Consider the following 16,116-nt stretch of genomic DNA (forward strand, 5'->3'; position numbering starts at 1 on the left):
CGCGCGATGCGGGACGGGCCGTCGGATGGTGCGGCGAGGGCTCAGCCCTCGGCGGGGGCCTCCGGGCCCTCCGAGGCGGCAGCGGAGCTGTCGGTGTCGGCGGCCACGGCCTCCTCGATCACCGGCGCGAGCGAGAGCTTGCCGCGGTCGTCGACCTTGGTGATCTCGACCTGGATCTTCTGGCCGACGCCGAGCACGTCCTCGACGTTCTCGACGCGCTTGCCGCCGGCGAGCTTGCGCACCTCGCTGATGTGCAGAAGGCCGTCCTTGCCGGGGGTGAGCGACACGAACGCGCCGAAGGTCGCGAGCTTCACGACGGTGCCGAGGAACCGCTCGCCGACCTCGGGGTTCGAGGGGTTCGCGATCGCGTTGACCTGCGCACGCGCGGCCTCGGCCGACGGGCCGTCGACGGCGCCGATGTAGACGGTGCCGTCCTCCTCGATGGAGATGTCGGCGCCGGTCTCGTCCTGGATGCCGTTGATCGTCTTGCCCTTCGGGCCGATCAGCTCGCCGATCTTGTCGACGGGGATCTGCACGCTGATGACGCGCGGCGCGGTCGGCGCCATCTCGTCCGGGCCGTCGATCGCCTGGTTGATGACCGCGAGGATGGCCGTGCGGGCCTCCTTCGCCTGCTTGAGCGCGCCGTCGAGCACGCTCGAGGGGAGGCCCGCGAGCTTCGTGTCGAGCTGGATCGCGGTCACGTACTCGGAGGTGCCGGCGACCTTGAAGTCCATGTCGCCGAGCGCGTCCTCCGCACCGAGGATGTCGGTGAGGGCGGCGTAGCGGGTCTGGCCGTCGATCTCGTCGGAGACGAGGCCCATGGCGATGCCCGCGACGGGGGCGCGCAGCGGCACGCCCGCGTTGAGCAGCGACAGCGTCGAGGCGCAGACGGAGCCCATCGAGGTCGAGCCGTTGGAGCCGAGCGCCTCGGACACCTGGCGGATCGCGTACGGGAACTCCTCGCGCGTCGGCAGCACGGGCGCGAGCGCGCGCTCCGCGAGGAAGCCGTGCCCGATCTCGCGACGCTTCGGCGACCCGACCCGGCCGGTCTCACCGGTCGAGTAGGGCGGGAAGTTGTAGTGGTGCACGTAGCGCTTCTTGGTGATCGGGCTCAGCGAGTCGATCTGCTGCTCCATCTTGAGCATGTTGAGCGTCGTGACGCCGAGGATCTGCGTCTCGCCGCGCTGGAAGATGGCCGAGCCGTGCACGCGCGGGATGACCTCCACCTCGGCGTCGAGGGCACGGATGTCGGTCAGGCCACGGCCGTCGATGCGGATGCCGTCGGTGAGGATGCGACCGCGCACGATGAGCTTGGTGACCGACTTGTAGGCCGCGCTGACCTCGCCGTTCGCCTCGGCCGGGAGCGAGCCTTCGGCGACCTTCTCGGCGACCGCGGCCTTCACGCGCGCCTTGAGGGCGTCATCCGCGTTCTGGCGCTCGATCTTGTCGGCGATCGTGTAGACGCCCTTGAGCTCGTCGTAGGCGAGGCCCGCGACGACGTCGTAGGTCTGCTTCGCGTACGGCGGGAACAGCGGGTAGTCCGCGATCGGCTTGGCGGCCTGGGTCGCGAGCGACTCCTGCGCCTCGACGAGCGCCTTGAGGAACGGCTTGGCCGCCTCGAGGCCCTGCGCGACGATGCCCTCGTCAGGCTTCGTGGCGCCCGCCTTGATCAGGTCGTAGCTCGCCTCGGTGGCCTCGGCCTCGACCATCATGATCGCGATGTCCTCGGTGCCGTCGGCGAGCGTGACCTTGCGGCCCGCGACCGTGAGGTCGAAGACGGCCTCGGAGAGCTGGCTGAACCTCGGGAACGCGACCCACTGGTCGGGCTCCGTGCCGAAGCCGGGGATGAGCGCGAGGCGCACGCCGGCGACGGGGCCGTAGAACGGCAGTCCCGAGATCTGCGTCGACGCGGATGCCGCGTTGATCGCGAGCGCGTCGTAGAACTCGTCGGGTGCGATCGAGAGCACCGTGATGACGATCTGCACCTCGTTGCGCAGGCCCTCGACGAACGTCGGGCGCAGCGGCCGGTCGATGAGACGGCAGACCAGGATCGCCTCGGTCGACGGGCGACCCTCGCGACGGAAGAACGAGCCGGGGATCTTGCCGGCCGCGTACGACCGCTCCTCGACGTCGACGGTGAGCGGGAAGAAGTCGAAGCCCTCCCGTGGGCTCTTGCCGGCGCTCGTCGCGCTGAGGATCATCGTCTCCTCATCGAGGTAGGCCGCGACGGCCCCCTGCGCCTGCTGCGCGAGCCGGCCGGTCTCGAACCGGACGGTGCGCGTGCCGAACCGACCGTTGTCGATGGTCGCCTCGGCGAACTTGATTTCTGGACCCTCCACAGGGTTCTCCTCTTTGTTTTCGGTCGGTTCCCGTGTGGAACCGACGCTCGAGGAGCAGGAGACAAGCAGTCAGACGCATGGGTACGCGCACGGCACCGTGTCGGTGGCGTCGCGCCTGGTCAACAGTAGAAGTCCTCCGACCGCGCTGCGCTCCCGTCGGGAACGGCGCTTCGGAAAGCCACCACCGTGGACCAGCATCGTGCCGACCTGCTCCGGGTGTTGCCGGCCCAGTCTACCGGAGAACCCTTCTTCGCTGGTTGAGGGGCGCGCGGCGGCGGCGGCAGCGTCTCGAGACCTCGTTCGCCCGGGACGGTTTCGAGACGCGTCCTCGCTGCGCTCGGGCGCTCCTCAACCAGCGGAATACGGCACGAGGGACGGTTTCGAGACGCGTCCTCGCTGCGCTCGGGCGCTCCTCAACCAGCGGAACGCGGCTCGAGGATGCTGCGCACCACCGTGCAGGCGTGCTCCGGATCGGAGCCCGCGTGGATGCCCGTCGCCGCCCGCCGGAGCAGCGCGCCGAGCGCGTCGCGATCGCGCCGGGTGAGTCCCGGGAACAGCTCCGCCTCGGCGGTCGCCACCTGCGCGTCGAGAGCGGCGAGGCAGTCGCGGCCCGCGGCCGTGAGGGTGAGACGGCGCACGCGACGATCGGCGGCATCCGTTCGGCGTTCGACGACGCCCGCGTCGACGAGGTCGTCGAGCACGTAGGTGAGCACGGTGCGGTCGATGCCGAGATGCCCGGCGAGACCGGCCTGGGTCGGCGGCTCGGAGGCGGCGCGGAGCGTCTCGAGGATCTGGTAGCCGCGCCCGGCGTGCGGCACCGAGTCGAGGGCGCCCGAGACGCGCTGCTGCCAGGCGCGGAAGACGACACCGATCGACCAGCCCAGCGTGGGCTCGACCGCTGCGGCGGCGGGCGCATCCGTCATGGGATCAGGTTAGCGGAATGCGTTGTCGAGCAGATAGGTTGTCGCACAGACGATCTGCCGCCGGAGGAGCTCAGCCATGGATTACGGTCACGCCGTCGCGTTCGGCGTCTTCATCACCCCGACGAACGCCGCGCCCCGCGCACCCGTCGCGCTCGCGCGGCTCGCCGAGCAGGTCGGGCTCGACCTCGTCACGTTCCAGGACCACCCGTATCAGCCGGCGTTCCACGACACCTGGACGCTCATGAGCTACATCGCGGCGCAGACCGAGCGCATCCGCATCGCCCCGAACGTGCTCAACCTGCCGCTGCGCCAGCCCGCCGTGCTCGCCCGCTCCGCTGCGAGCCTCGACCTGCTCTCCGGCGGACGGCTCGACCTCGGGCTCGGCGCGGGCGCGTTCTGGGACGCCATCGAGGCGATGGGCGCCGAGCGCCTCACGCCCGGGCAGGCCGTCACGGCGCTCGAGGAGGGCATCGACATCATCCGCGGCATCTGGGACACGGATGCGCGCGGCGGCGTGCGCGTCGACGGTCGCTACCACCGCGCCACCGGCGCCAAGCGCGGGCCGCGGCCGGCGCATCCGATTCCGATCTGGCTCGGGGCGTACAAGCCGCGGATGCTCGCGCTGACCGGGCGCCGCGCCGACGGCTGGCTGCCGTCGTACGCCTACCTGCAGCCCGGCCGGCTCGCCGACGGCAACGCGGCGATCGACGAGGCGGCGGCATCCGTCGGGCGCGACCCGCGCGAGATCCGCCGGCTGCTCAACGTCGCCCCCGCGTCCGGCACCGCGGGCTGGGTGGAGCAGCTCGCGACCCTCGCGCTCGAGGACGGCGAGAGCGTGTTCATCGTCGCGACCGACGACCCCGACGTCATGCGGCTCGTCGGCGACGAGGTCGCCCCCGCGGTGCGCGAGCTCGTGGCCGCCGAGCGGGCGCGCACCGGCACCGGCACCGCGCCCGTGCGCAGCGCCGCCGCGCTCGCCGCGCGGCGCGCCGGCATCGCCTACGACGACGTGCCCGCGGGACTCGCGGCCGTCGAGCCCGGCGACTTCCGCTTCGGCGCGGTGCGCTCGAACTACCTCCGCGGCGGCGACCCCGGCATCGTGCTCGAACCGGCCGACGCCGCGCAGGTGCGGGAGGCGCTCGCGTTCGCGCGCCGGCATCCGTCGCTCCCCCTCGGCGTGCGCAGCGGCGGCCACGGCGTGAGCGGCCGGAGCACGAACGACGGCGGCATCGTCGTCGACCTGCGCCGCCTCGACGCGATCGACGTGCTCGACGAGCGCGCGCGGCGCGTGCGCGTCGGCGCCGGGGCGCGCTGGACGGATGTCGCGGCGGCCCTCGGAGCGCACGGCTGGGCGCTCTCGAGCGGCGACTACGGCGGCGTCGGCGTCGGCGGGCTCGCGACCGCGGGCGGCATCGGCTGGCTCGCCCGCGAGCACGGCCTCACGATCGACCACGTCGTCGCCGCGGAGCTCGTGCTCGCCGACGGCACCGTCACGCGCGTCGACGCGGACTCCGATCCCGAGCTGTTCTGGGGCATCCGCGGCGCGGGCGCGGCGCTCGGCATCGTCACGTCGTTCGAGTTCGTCGTCGATGCGGTCGGGGACATCGCGTTCGCGCAGTTCGCGTTCGACGCCTCGGATGCGGCGGGCTTCCTCGAGCGGTTCGGCACGGCCGTCGAGGCGGCACCCCGCATCCTCACGCCGAACCTCTTCATCGGCGGACGCCGTCCCGGTCAGCCGCGCGTGGCCCAGGTGCTCTCGCTCGTCGACTCGGACGACCCGGACGAGATCGTCGCTGCCCTGCAGCCGCTCGCCGACATCGCCCCGCTGCTGCAGCAGGACGTGCGCCTGCAACGCTACGCCGACGTCATGGGCAACGCATCGACCGAACCGCACCGCGGGCGCGGCGAGCCCGTGTCGCGCTCGCTCCTCGTCGACCGCCTCTCGCCGGGTTTCGCCGCCGACGCGGCCGTGCTGCTCGACTCGGGCGCGACGCACTGGTTCCAGGTGCGCGCGGTGGGCGGCGCGGTCGCGGATGTCGCGGCCGACGCGACGCCGTACGCCGACCGGAGCGCGAACTTCTCGGTGATCGCGATGGGTTCCGATGACGCCGAGCTCGACGCGGCGTGGGCGCCGCTCGCCCGACACGCGACCGGTGCCTACATCTCGTTCGAGTCGAAGCTCGACGCCGAGCGGCTCACGCTCGCGTTCCCGACCGCCACGGCGCGCCGCCTGCGCGTGCTCAAGGCCCGCGTCGACCCCGACAACGTGTTCCGGGACAACATCGACCTCGCGCTGCTCCGGCCCTGACCCTCAGCCCGCTGAGACGACGCATCTCGTCGTCACGAGCGCCCCGTCACGACGATCCGCGTCGACTCGCGGGCGTTTCGCGCGCGGCGCGCCCGCAACGCAGCCGGGGTCGTGACGATGAGCGCCGCCACGACGCCGATCGCAGCTCCCGCGCTGTTCGCGATCACGTCCCGCGGGTCGGGCACGCGCGTGGGCAGGAACAGCTGCGTGAACTCGATCGTGAAGGTCGCCGCGATGCCCGCGAGCACGGCCATGATCCAGGCCCGGCGGCCGACGAGCAGCAGGAAGAACACCCCGACCGGCACGAACATCGCGACGTTAGCGAGGAACTCGACGCGCGAATAGGTGAGCCAGTCGAGTGACGGATGCCGGGCGAGCTCGGCGATGATCCGGTTCAGCACCGCGCTCTGCTGCGCGTCGAGCGGCTGCGGCCCGAGCGTGACCCATGCCACGACGCCGAGATAGACGACCGTCAGCGCGGTGAGCACGGGATGCCGACGGAACATGCGTCCAGCGTGCCAGCGTTAGCTGGGAGGCCACGCCAGGCACGCGGGAGGCACGCGGGAGCACGCGGGAGGCACAGCCGCGTCATGCCCGGCGGATCATCCGCGGCGTCGCCCAGAGCGCGAGCGCGAGCACGAGCACGGCGAACACGAGCAGCACCGGCACGAGCGGGAACCAGACGAGGGCGACGCCGATGAGCAGGGTCGGCACGGCCAGGCCGACGTAGCTGATGAGGAAGATCGCCGCGAGCACCTCGCCCCGCCGGCCCGCGGGCGCGAGCGCGCCGCCGACGCCGAGCGACGAACGGAACAGCACCCCGACGCCCGCCCCGGCCACGATCCCTCCGATGAGGAACAGCGGCAGGAACGCGATGACCACGCTCGCCGTGAACAGCACGATGCCGACGACGAGCATCACGAGCGCGAGGATCAGCTGACGCCGGAGCGGCATCCGCACCGTCGCGACCTGGGCGAGGGCCGCGGCCGCGAAGAACAGGAACGGCACGCCGCCGGCGATCCAGCGCGCGGTGAGGCCCATGCTCACCGCGAGCACGGTCGGGGTGAGCGACATGAACAACCCGAAGATCGAGAAGCCGCCGAACGCCCCGGCGCCCGCCGCCCAGAAGGTCGCACGACCCGCCGCGGGCACGGCGACGCGCTGCGGGCGGTACGCGCGGCGCTCCTCGCCGCGCTCGACGGTCTCGGGCACGCCCGCGACGAACAGCACCCCGAGCACGAGCAGAACGGCGAAGACGACGAACGGCGTGACGAGCGGTGCGGGGGCGAACGTGGCGATGAGCCCGGCGATGAGCGGCCCGAGGCTCAGACCGCCGATGTTGGCCAGGCTCGAGACGACCCCGGCGCGGCTCGGGCCGGCACCGGGGCGGGCGACCGCGTGCAGCTCGCTCAGGTGCGCCGTGGCCGTCGCGGTCAGGATGCCGATGCCGACGCCCGAGACGAATCGCGCGACGATGAGACCGGGCACCTGCGGCCAGATCAGGAAGATCGCCGCCGCGAGCAGTTCGACCGCGAGCGCGACGAGGATGACGCGACGACGGCCCAGCCAGTCGCTCACGTGACCGGCCAGGTACAGGCTGATCGCCACCCCGACCGCGTAGGCGGCGAACACGATCGTCACCACGTAGGTGGGGAAGCCGTCGCGCGCCTGGTAGAGCGCGTACAGCGGTGTCGGGATCGTCGAGAACGCCATGGCGGTCGTGAAGGCGAGCGCGATCACGACGAATCCGCGCGCGTGACTCAGTCGCCCGACGGGTGAGGAGCTCGCCGTTGCTGGGGTGGATGCGGTCGCGGCCATGCTCCGATGGTGGCGCGCCCTTCGCATCGTGTCCAACGAACGTCGTCGATCGAATCCATCGGTATCCTCGATGGATGGAGACGCGACTGCTCGAGTACTTCCTCGCCGTCGCCGAGGAGCTCAGCTTCACGCGGGCGGCTGCCCGCAGCCACGTCGTGCAGTCGACGATCTCGGCCGGCGTGCGCGCCCTCGAGGCGGAGCTCGGCGTCGAGCTGTTCGAGCGCGCGGGTCGGCGCGTCGCCCTCACCCCGGCCGGGGAGGCTCTCGTGCCCCCGGCCCGCGAGCTCATCGATACGGTCGACGGGCTGCACCGCGCCGTGACGGGCGACGTGCGCGGACAGCTGCGCGTGGGCATCTTCGCGAACCTCGACCTGCTCGACATGCCGGCCGCGCTCGCCGAGTTCCGCACCCGGCATCCGCACGTCGACCTGCAACTGGGTGCGTCGCCGACCGGCTCCACGGGGCTCGCCGAGGACGTGCGCCGCGGTCGCGTCGACATCGCGTTCATGGGCCTGCCGGCGACGGATCTCGCGGGGCTCGAGACCACGCCGCTGTTCCACGCGACGGTGACCGCGATCCTGCCCCGCGGGCATCCGCTCGCAGCGCGGTCGAGCGTGCGGCTGGCGGACGTCGCCGACGAGCCGTTCGTCGACACGGCGAGCGGGTTCGCCAATCGCGTCGTCGTCGAACGCGCGCTCGCCGCGCAGCGGCTCGCCCGACGGGTCGCCACCGAGGTCGCATCCGTCAGCGACATCGTGCCGTTCGTCGCAGCCGGCTTCGGCGTCGCGCTCGCCCCGCTCGCGATCGTGACGCTCGACGAGCGCGTCGTCGCGGTGCCCGTGACGCCGAGGCTCGACTGGCCGCTGAGTCTCGTCACCCGCCCGCGTCCCAGCGCGGCGGCCGTCGCGCTGCGCGACCTCATCTCCAGCCGCTTCGCCGATCGGGCCGCGGCGCGGCCTCCTGCACTACGGTCAAGGCATGGATGACGACGCGCGGCCCGCTGCCGAGGATGACGTGAAGCGCAAGTTCCGCGAGGCGCTCGAGCGCAAGAAGCGGTCGCAGACGGAGCGCGCGGCGCACCTCGACGGCGACTCGTCCGTGCACCACACGGCGGCACGCGCCGGCGGCAAGCGCGAGTTCCGCCGCAAGAGCAGCTGAGCCCCGCCCGCCGGGCGAGCCGGAACGCCTACTCTCCGGACAGGCCGCCGAGCAGGTGCCCGAAGGAGCGGCCCTCGCCGAGGTAGCTGTCCGGGTCGAACGGATCCGACTCCACCGCGCGCGGCAGGCGCGCGATCGCCTCCGCGAACTCGCGCGCGCCGCGCTCGACGCGGGCGCCGAGCGGTGCGACCCCGTCGGCCGTCGCGCCCCAGTCCGACGACGCCGCGAACACGCCGGTCGAGACCGGTGCCGCGTGCAGGTAGGCGAACAGCGGGCGGATGGCGTAGTCGATCGCGAGCGAGTGCCGGGCCGTGCCCGCGTTCGCCCCGATCAGCACGGGCTTGCCGGTGAGCGCGTCGGGGTCGAGCACGTCGATGAACGACTTGAACAGGCCCGAGTAGCTCGTCGAGAAGATCGGCGTCACGGCGATGATGCCGTCGGCGGAGTACACGCTGTTGAGCGCGCTCTCGAGCGCCGGCGGGGCGAACCCGGTGAGCAGGTTGTTCGTGATGTCGTGCGCGAGGTCGCGCAGCTCGATCACGTCGGCGCTCACCTCGATGCCGAGCTCGGCCAGCCGGGCGCCGGTCGCCGCCGTGAGGCGGTCGGCGAGCATCCGCGTCGACGACGGGTTCGAGAGACCCGCCGAGATCACGGCGACGCGGCGAGCGGAGGATGCGGTGGTCATCGCGATCACTCCCCCGCCGTCGCGTCGGCCCCGACGGATGCCGGCGCGTCCTGGTAGGGCGAGCCGATCGTGAGGTTGTTGCCGCCGACCGCGCCCGGGCGGAACTCGCGCGCGGGACCGTCGCCGTACACCGCGGTGACGCGAGCCGCGTGCGTGGGCCCGGCAGGGACATCCGCGGGCCGGTTCGTGGCGAACTCGCGACGCAGCGCGGGCACGACCTCGCCGCCGAGCAGGTCGAGCTGCTCCAGCACGGTCTTCACGGGCAGGCCGGCGTGGTCGACGAGGAACAGCTGGCGCTGGTAGTCGCCGTAATGGTCGCGCATCGCCGCGTAGCGATCGATGACCTGCTGCGGCGAGCCCACGGTGAGAGGCGTCATCTCGGTGAAGTCCTCCATCGACGGGCCGTGGCCGTAGACCGGGGCGTTGTCGAAGTACGGGCGGAACTCGTTCACCGCATCCTGCGAGTTGGCGCGCATGAACGCCTGACCGCCGAGGCCGACGATGGCCTGCTCGGGAGTGCCGTGACCGTAGTGCGCGTAGCGCTGGCGGTACAGCCCGATCAGGCGCATGTAGTGCTCCTTCGGCCAGAAGATGTTGTTCGCGAAGAAGCCGTCGCCGTAGTACGCGGCCTGCTCGGCGATCTCGGGGCTGCGGATGCTGCCGTGCCAGACGAACGGGGCCACTCCGTCGAGGGGTCGCGGCGTCGCCGTGAAGCCGTGCAGCGGGGTGCGGTACTGGCCCTCCCAGTCGACGACGTCCTCGCTCCACAGCTTGCGCAGCAGCGCGTAGTTCTCGATCGTGAGCGGGAGCCCCTCGCGGATGTCCTTGCCGAACCACGGGTAGACGGGGCCGGTGTTGCCGCGGCCCATGACGAGGTCGACGCGCCCGCCCGTGAGGTGCTGCAGCATGCCAAAGTCCTCGGCGATCTTCACCGGGTCGTTCGTGGTGATGAGCGTCGTCGCCGTGGACAGGATGATGCGCTCGGTCTGGGCGCCGATGTACGCGAGCGTCGTGGTCGGGCTCGACGAGAAGAACGGCGGGTTGTGGTGCTCGCCGAGCGCGAAGACGTCGAGCCCGACCTCCTCGGCGTGCCTCGCTACGCGCACGATGTCGCGGATGCGCTCCGACTCGCTCGGCGTGTGGCGCGTCGTCGGGTCCTCGGTGATGTCGCTCACCGAGAAGATGCCGAACTGCACGCCGCTCTCCGTGGCCGGTGCCGTCGTCTCGCTCATGGGGTCCTCTTCCCTCTCGCTCGCAAGTCTATGCAAATGCATACAACACTGGCCAGGGGGAGATATTCCCGGGCCCGGATCAGCCGAGCGCGAGGGTGCGGCGCGCGGCATCCTCGAGCGCCACGCCGTAGTGCGGACCGTGACCGGCCGCGTGCACGGCGAGCGGATGCAGCTGGTGCACCGGCACCCGCTCGCGCCACCGGGCGCGCAGCGGTCGCACCGCCTCGTACCCGGCGATCACCGTCTCGAGATACGGACAGCCGAACAGCGCGAGCATCGCGAGGTCCGTCTCACCGTGACCGCCGTGCGCCGCCGGGTCGATGAGCACGACGCCGTCGGGAGCCCAGAGGACGTTGCCGTTCCACAGGTCGCCGTGGATACGCGCGGGCGGGGCGTCGTCGTCGAACGCCCCGCTCGCGACGAGCGCGCACGCCTCGCGCACGAGCCCGGCGTCGCGCAGGCTTCCCGCGCGCACGGCGATGTCGAGGAACGGCTCGACCCGGCCGCTCGCGTAGAACTCTCCCCACCGCGCGGCCGTCGTGCGCGGCATCTCCCGGCTGCCGATGAAGATCGGGCCGTCGCCCGGCGCCCAGCCGAACCCCGGCGCACCGGCCCCGTGGGTGCGGGCGAGCGCCGCGCCGAAGGCGCGGGCCGCGGCCGGGGTCGCGCGGCCCTCGGTCACGCGCTCGAGCTCGATCGCGTCCGGGGCCGCGCTCTCGACCCGGGCGATGCGGCATCCGCCGCACTCCTCCGCCTCGGCGAGCCACGCGAGCCCGGCCGCCTCGGCCTCGAAGAACCCCGCGGGCGCGCTCGCTGAGCGTTTGACGAACCCCATGCGCACCAGTCTCTAGCGTCATGGTGTGCGCATCGACCTCATCCGCGGCGACATCACGGCCTTCACGGCCGACGCCATCGTCAACGCCGCGAACCACACGCTGCTCGGCGGCGGGGGCGTGGACGGCGCGATCCACCGTGCGGGCGGTCCCGAGATCCTGGCCGAGTGCCGGCACCTGCGCGAGACGACCCTGCCCGACGGCCTGCCCACCGGCGACGCCGTCGCGACCATCGCCGGCCGGCTCCCGGCGCGCTGGGTGATCCACACGGTCGGCCCGGTCTGGGCGAAGGCCACCGACCACTCCGGCCTGCTCGCGAGCTGCTACCGGCGCTGCCTCGCGGTCGCCGACGAGCTCAGCGCGCGCACGATCGCGTTCCCCGCGGTGAGCGCCGGCGTGTACGGCTGGCCGATGGACGACGCGGCGCGAATCGCCGTCTCGACCGTCGCGGCCGCGAACACGGATGTCGAGCTCGCGACGTTCGTGCTGTTCAGCGCGGACGCGCTCGCGGCGTTCGAGGCCGCACCGGGGCGGGCTACGGAACGGCCCTGACCGCGCCGTCCCCCCGGCCGACGGGGCGCGGCGGGCGTTCAGCGGGTGAGGCCGAGCAGCAGCACGACGCGCCACCCGCGACGGGTGCGCGTGAGCTTCACGGGCAGGCGGGAGTCCTCGCCGGAGCGCTCGAGCCGGGCGACCGCCTCGAGCACGACGGACTCGAGTCCGCGCGGCACGTAGCCGACCACGCCGGACATGCTGCGATCGGAGAAGATCCGCACGGCGACGGGGGCATCGGTGCGCTCCTCCTCGATCGTCCGCTTGCCGACGAACGCGCGCGGCTCGCCGAGCGTCGCGATGCGCGCGATCTCCTCCTGCGCGGGGTCGCTGCCCGCGAGCGTCATCGTCACGCGCCGGTTGGCGGGGACGAGGTCGTACCGGTAGTCGCGCAGGCTGCCCGCGCCGGCATCCGTTCTCGGGTAGTCGGTCTCGGACACGCTCGCGACTCTACGGGCGCGTGCGCCAGCGGACGGAGGACCTGCCCGCGGACGGAGGACCCGGGCAGCGCGGGCCGGGGGGGCGGCGGCGTTCGGAGCGCACGGCTGGGAGTGCTCCGCTCGGTCTACCCGCGAAGGAGTGGGGGTTGATACCCTCGTCGCACATCGCCGCGGGGACGGCGATGGCACCACCGCACCACGCGAATGCACGGGGGTTCCTCATGACCGTCACCTTCGACCAGTTCCTGCAGATGTTCCCGGACGACGGGTTCACGGCGCGACGCGGCGCACACCGGGCGTTCAGCACGCCCGAGTCGATCGCGCACGAGAGCACTGCCGCGCGGGAGTTCTTCGACTGGTGGTCGGACGCCGGTCAGCCCGCGCTCAAGGGCGCGAGCACGCCCCCGACGCTGTCGCACCCGACGACGCTGCCGCACCCGCAGCCGCAGCCACTCGCGCACCCGACGGCACCGCGGGTCCCGACCGCAACGTCCCAGCCGACTTCGCTACCGCAGGCGACGGATGCGGCAGACGTCGTCGAGCACGACGGTGCCCGGAACGCGACCGCGCCGCACTCCCGCGAGCTCGTCGGCGCCGGTGCCCCGATCCCGTCCGGCGTCCGGGACGCGAGCGCGGGGTCCGCGGAGCCGAAGCTCACCGGTTGGGGCCGGCTCAAGCACGAGCTCACGCGCAAGCGCTGAGCCCCGCGAACCAGCCCGCACTCCAGCCCCTGCACGCGCACTGGAGCGCCGGGCGCGCGCCCGCACCAACGCCACGACGCCCGCCGCCTCCGAGGCGACGGGCGTCGTGCCAAGATCGGCGGCCGAGTTATCGGCGCAGTCCGAGGCGCTCGATGAGCGAGCGGTAGCGGTTGATGTCGATGTCCTGGAGGTAGCCCAGGAGACGACGACGCTGACCCACCAGGAGGAGCAGCCCACGACGCGAGTGGTGGTCGTGCTTGTGCTCCTTGAGGTGCTCGGTGAGGTCCTTGATGCGAGCGGTCAGGAGTGCGACCTGCACCTCGGGGCTCCCCGTGTCACCGGGAGCGGTGGCGTACTCGTCGATGATGGCCTTCTTGGCGTCTGGTGCCAGCGGCATGCAGAACCCCTTTCCCTCGTTGCGCGGTGCCCGGCGCCTGCTGCGCGAGCTCTCTTTATCCGCGGCCGTTCGAACGGCAACCGCAACAGCCTACCAGAGCGGATGCGCGGGGCGCGGCTACGCGCGCTTCGGCGCGCGCGGGAGGGTGAGGAGGGTCGTCACCGCGACGGCGACGAGCAGGATCGAGCCGATGTGCAGCAGCACGAGCGTCGAGGTCGCGGGCAGCACGAAGAACGCGACACCGGCCGCGATCGACACGATGCCGCTCAGGAAGCCGAACCAGCGCGGCTGCACGACCCCGCGCAGGCCGAGCATGAAGTCGGTGACGCCATCGAGGATCCAGGCGGTGCCGATCACGAACGCGAGGATGAGGATCGACTCGTACGGCCGGGACAGCGTGACGACGCCCGCGATGACGATGAACAGCCCGAGCACCGCGCTCAGCCAGCGCATCGCCGCTCCGGCGCCGACCGACACGATCGCGAGCAGGATGCGGAACAGCCCGATCGCGACGAGCGACGCGCCGAAGATGACGGCGATCGTCGCGACGGCCGCGACCGGGAAGACGAAGCCCACGATGCCGAGCACGAGCCCGACGATCGCGAGCGCGATGATCTGACCGCGGTGCACGCGGCGCAGCCACGCGAGGTCGACCACGACGGGCCGATCGGTCGACGGGGTTCCGGGTTCGGGGGTGCTCACGCGCTCAGTCTGGCATCCGGGTCGCGCGACGCGCGAGAGCGCGCTGCGCGAGGGCTGTCCGGGAGAGCCGGCGCACGATCCCGGCGACGAGCAGACCCTGGCCGACGGCGTAGAGCACCATGATGATCGCGTCGACCTGCCAGACCGACCCGGCGAACCCGGGCAGGAAGAGCTTGAGCGCGAGCAGGGTGTCGCTCGCCAGGAACACGGCGCCGCCCGCCGCGATGACCCGGCCGGCCCCGGATGCGACGATCGCGAGCGTGCCGAGCGCGAGCCCGTAGACGACGATGGGCGCGGCGAGCGCGCCGACATACGGCAGCAGCACGATGAGGAGTGCCGCGTACCAGGCCGGGTAGACGAGCGCCCAGGCCCGCGGCCGCGACACCCCGGCCCAGCGCCCGATGACGACCGTGTAGCCGACGAGGGCGAGCAGGAACGCTGCGAGCCCGACGACGAATCCGTCTCCGGGCATGCCGACCAGGACATCCCCCGCCCAGGACAGCGCGAGGGCGAGCGCGAGCGCCAGACGCGCGCGGGCACCCGGGTGCGAGCCGCGCAGCAGCCGGCCGGCAGCGAGCGCGAGCGCCGGCATGAGGAGCGCCTTGGTGCCGAGCGAGGCGTTCGCGATCGGGATCCGCGACACGAGGACGACCACGTGCAGCACCGCGAGGGCGATGAACGGCGCGAACGCACGGACATGAGTTCGTGTCGACATGGCCACACCCTACCGGGGCGACGTGGGAGACCCCTCCACAGTCGCGCTCCGACGTCACCCTCGTACGGTTCAATGGGTCGCACATCACGAGAGCCGTGACGCACGCGAGCCCGAGGAGGCGGCCATGGGCATCGTGCTCGACGTCATCCTGCTCGTCGCGCTCGTCGGCTACGTCGTCTCCGGAGCGCGCAAGGGATTCGCGCACGGCATCGGCTCCATCGCCGGCGTCATCGCGGGCGGCGTCGCCGGCTACTTCCTCGTGCCGTTCCTCGGCTCCCTGATCCCGGACGCGTTCTGGCGACTGCTCGGCACGATCGCCGTGTTCGTCGGGCTCGTGGCCGTCGGGCACGCGATCGGGGCCGCCGCCGGCGACGCGATCGGACGACGGATGCGCGACACCCCGCTCCGAGTCGTCGACCGCGTGCTCGGCGCCCTCGCGGGCGGCGTCGTCGCCGCGCTCGTGATGTCGTTCCTCGCCGCGAGCGTCGCCCCGCTCGGGGTGCCGGTGCTCTCGACCGCGGTCGGCCAGTCCACGGTGCTGCGCGCGATCACGACCTACACGCCGGAACCGGTCTCGGCGTTCCTCGCGCGCGTGCGCTCGGGCGTCGTGCGCGACACGATCCCGAGCATCGTCGGCACGCTCGGCGGCGTCGAGGCGGGTCCGGCACCGGATGCCGACACCGGCACGGCGGCGCTGCGCACGGCCGCCGCATCCGTCGTCCGCGTCACGGGGACCGCGAGCGCCTGCGCTCAGACGCAGGCCGGCACGGGATTCGTCGTGGCGCCCGGCCGGGTCATCACGAACGCGCACGTCGTGGCCGGTGTGCCCGACCCCGTCGTGCAGGTCGGCGACGGCAGCGCGTTCGCGGCATCCGTGGTCTCCTTCGACCCCGAGGGCGACCTCGCGGTGCTCGCCGTGCCGCACCTCGACGTCGACCCGCTGCCGCTCGCGCCGAAGCTCGACGTCGGCGACGACGCCGTGTACGACGGCTACCCGTACGGCGGTCCGTTCGTCACGGGCCCGGCGCGCGTCATCGCGGTGGGCGAGGAACGGGTCGACGACATCTACGGCGACGAGACCGTCGCGCGGGACGTCTACACGCTCGCGGCCGACATCGAGCAGGGCGACTCCGGCGGCCCGCTGCTCACGACCGACGGCCGGGTCGCGGGGGTCGTCTTCGCGAAGAGCGCGAGCTCGAGCGGCATCGGATACGCAATGACGGTCGACGAGCTCGCCCCGGTCGTCGCCGACGCCGCGGGATACCAGCGAGCCGTCGATCCCGGGCGCTGCCAGCGCGGCTGACCCGCGCCCC

17 protein-coding genes are annotated in these 16,116 nt (G+C 72.6%); 6 read left to right on the plus strand and 11 right to left on the minus strand.

All coding sequences use genetic code 11. The annotated features are described in order from the left end of the window. Positions 1-41: 41 nt before the first annotated feature. Positions 42-2,339, minus strand: coding sequence for a polyribonucleotide nucleotidyltransferase (locus QT381_RS06145; protein WP_289247918.1), 2,298 nt, complete (start codon positions 2,337-2,339; stop codon positions 42-44). A 413-nt stretch (positions 2,340-2,752) separates the two neighbouring features. Next, entirely contained in the window at positions 2,753-3,262 is a 510-nt protein-coding gene (locus QT381_RS06150; RefSeq protein WP_289247919.1) for a MarR family winged helix-turn-helix transcriptional regulator, read from the minus strand. Positions 3,263-3,338: 76 nt separating this feature from the next. Between QT381_RS06150 and QT381_RS06155 the strand changes: the two genes are divergently transcribed. After that, positions 3,339-5,570 (plus strand): LLM class flavin-dependent oxidoreductase, encoded by a 2,232-nt coding sequence (locus QT381_RS06155; RefSeq protein ID WP_289247920.1) that lies wholly within the window; start codon positions 3,339-3,341, stop codon positions 5,568-5,570. A gap of 32 nt (positions 5,571-5,602) precedes the next feature. On the opposite strand, the gene QT381_RS06160 is transcribed toward QT381_RS06155, so the two are convergent. Both QT381_RS06160 and QT381_RS06165 read right to left on the minus strand, forming a co-directional pair. Continuing rightward, positions 5,603-6,076, minus strand: a complete 474-nt coding sequence (locus tag QT381_RS06160; protein WP_289247921.1) for a VanZ family protein — start codon at positions 6,074-6,076, stop codon at positions 5,603-5,605. An 82-nt stretch (positions 6,077-6,158) separates the two neighbouring features. Next, the gene (locus QT381_RS06165) at positions 6,159-7,310 is read right to left on the minus strand and encodes an MFS transporter (protein ID WP_289247922.1); all 1,152 of its coding nucleotides are present in this window, start codon (positions 7,308-7,310) and stop codon (positions 6,159-6,161) included. Positions 7,311-7,462: 152 nt separating this feature from the next. On the opposite strand from QT381_RS06165, the gene QT381_RS06170 reads away from it, so the two are divergent. Both QT381_RS06170 and QT381_RS06175 read left to right on the plus strand, forming a co-directional pair. Beyond that, a complete protein-coding gene (locus QT381_RS06170; protein ID WP_289247923.1) occupies positions 7,463-8,374 on the plus strand; it encodes a LysR family transcriptional regulator in 912 nt (303 codons plus the stop codon). Beyond that, positions 8,367-8,546, plus strand: coding sequence for a DUF5302 domain-containing protein (locus QT381_RS06175; RefSeq protein WP_289247924.1), 180 nt, complete (start codon positions 8,367-8,369; stop codon positions 8,544-8,546). The genes QT381_RS06170 and QT381_RS06175 overlap by 8 nt, the downstream gene beginning before the upstream one ends. A 28-nt stretch (positions 8,547-8,574) precedes the next feature. Here QT381_RS06175 and QT381_RS06180 read toward each other — a convergent pair whose 3' ends face one another. From QT381_RS06180 to QT381_RS06190, 3 genes are all read right to left on the minus strand, one after another. Next, positions 8,575-9,231, minus strand: coding sequence for an FMN reductase (locus QT381_RS06180; RefSeq protein WP_289247925.1), 657 nt, complete (start codon positions 9,229-9,231; stop codon positions 8,575-8,577). 5 nt (positions 9,232-9,236) lie between these two features. Beyond that, positions 9,237-10,463, minus strand: a complete 1,227-nt coding sequence (locus QT381_RS06185) for an LLM class flavin-dependent oxidoreductase (RefSeq protein ID WP_289247926.1) — start codon at positions 10,461-10,463, stop codon at positions 9,237-9,239. 79 nt (positions 10,464-10,542) lie between these two features. Next, entirely contained in the window at positions 10,543-11,298 is a 756-nt protein-coding gene (locus QT381_RS06190; RefSeq protein ID WP_289247927.1) for a fructosamine kinase family protein, read from the minus strand. Between the two features lie 25 nt (positions 11,299-11,323). Between QT381_RS06190 and QT381_RS06195 the strand changes: the two genes are divergently transcribed. Next, entirely contained in the window at positions 11,324-11,848 is a 525-nt protein-coding gene (locus tag QT381_RS06195) for an O-acetyl-ADP-ribose deacetylase (RefSeq protein WP_289247928.1), read from the plus strand. A gap of 38 nt (positions 11,849-11,886) precedes the next feature. Here QT381_RS06195 and QT381_RS06200 read toward each other — a convergent pair whose 3' ends face one another. Then, positions 11,887-12,288 (minus strand): hypothetical protein, encoded by a 402-nt coding sequence (locus QT381_RS06200; RefSeq protein ID WP_289247929.1) that lies wholly within the window; start codon positions 12,286-12,288, stop codon positions 11,887-11,889. A gap of 221 nt (positions 12,289-12,509) precedes the next feature. Between QT381_RS06200 and QT381_RS06205 the strand changes: the two genes are divergently transcribed. Further along, positions 12,510-12,989 carry a hypothetical protein gene (locus tag QT381_RS06205; protein ID WP_289247930.1) on the plus strand — a complete coding sequence of 160 codons (480 nt, stop codon included), beginning with the start codon at positions 12,510-12,512 and terminating at the stop codon, positions 12,987-12,989. A 127-nt stretch (positions 12,990-13,116) separates the two neighbouring features. On the opposite strand, the gene rpsO is transcribed toward QT381_RS06205, so the two are convergent. From rpsO to QT381_RS06220, 3 genes are all read right to left on the minus strand, one after another. After that, positions 13,117-13,386: a 30S ribosomal protein S15 gene (gene rpsO / locus QT381_RS06210; protein ID WP_289247931.1), complete on the minus strand. Its 270-nt coding sequence runs from the start codon at positions 13,384-13,386 to the stop codon at positions 13,117-13,119. Between the two features lie 117 nt (positions 13,387-13,503). Then, positions 13,504-14,088, minus strand: coding sequence for an HdeD family acid-resistance protein (locus QT381_RS06215; protein WP_289247932.1), 585 nt, complete (start codon positions 14,086-14,088; stop codon positions 13,504-13,506). Between the two features lie 4 nt (positions 14,089-14,092). Further along, the gene (locus tag QT381_RS06220) at positions 14,093-14,803 is read right to left on the minus strand and encodes a lysoplasmalogenase family protein (RefSeq protein ID WP_289247933.1); all 711 of its coding nucleotides are present in this window, start codon (positions 14,801-14,803) and stop codon (positions 14,093-14,095) included. 124 nt (positions 14,804-14,927) lie between these two features. On the opposite strand from QT381_RS06220, the gene QT381_RS06225 reads away from it, so the two are divergent. After that, positions 14,928-16,106 carry a MarP family serine protease gene (locus QT381_RS06225; protein ID WP_289247934.1) on the plus strand — a complete coding sequence of 393 codons (1,179 nt, stop codon included), beginning with the start codon at positions 14,928-14,930 and terminating at the stop codon, positions 16,104-16,106. Positions 16,107-16,116 lie beyond the last annotated feature (10 nt).

The organism is Galbitalea sp. SE-J8 (genome assembly GCF_030345695.1).
Classification (GTDB): Bacteria; Actinomycetota; Actinomycetes; order Actinomycetales; family Microbacteriaceae; genus JAUASV01.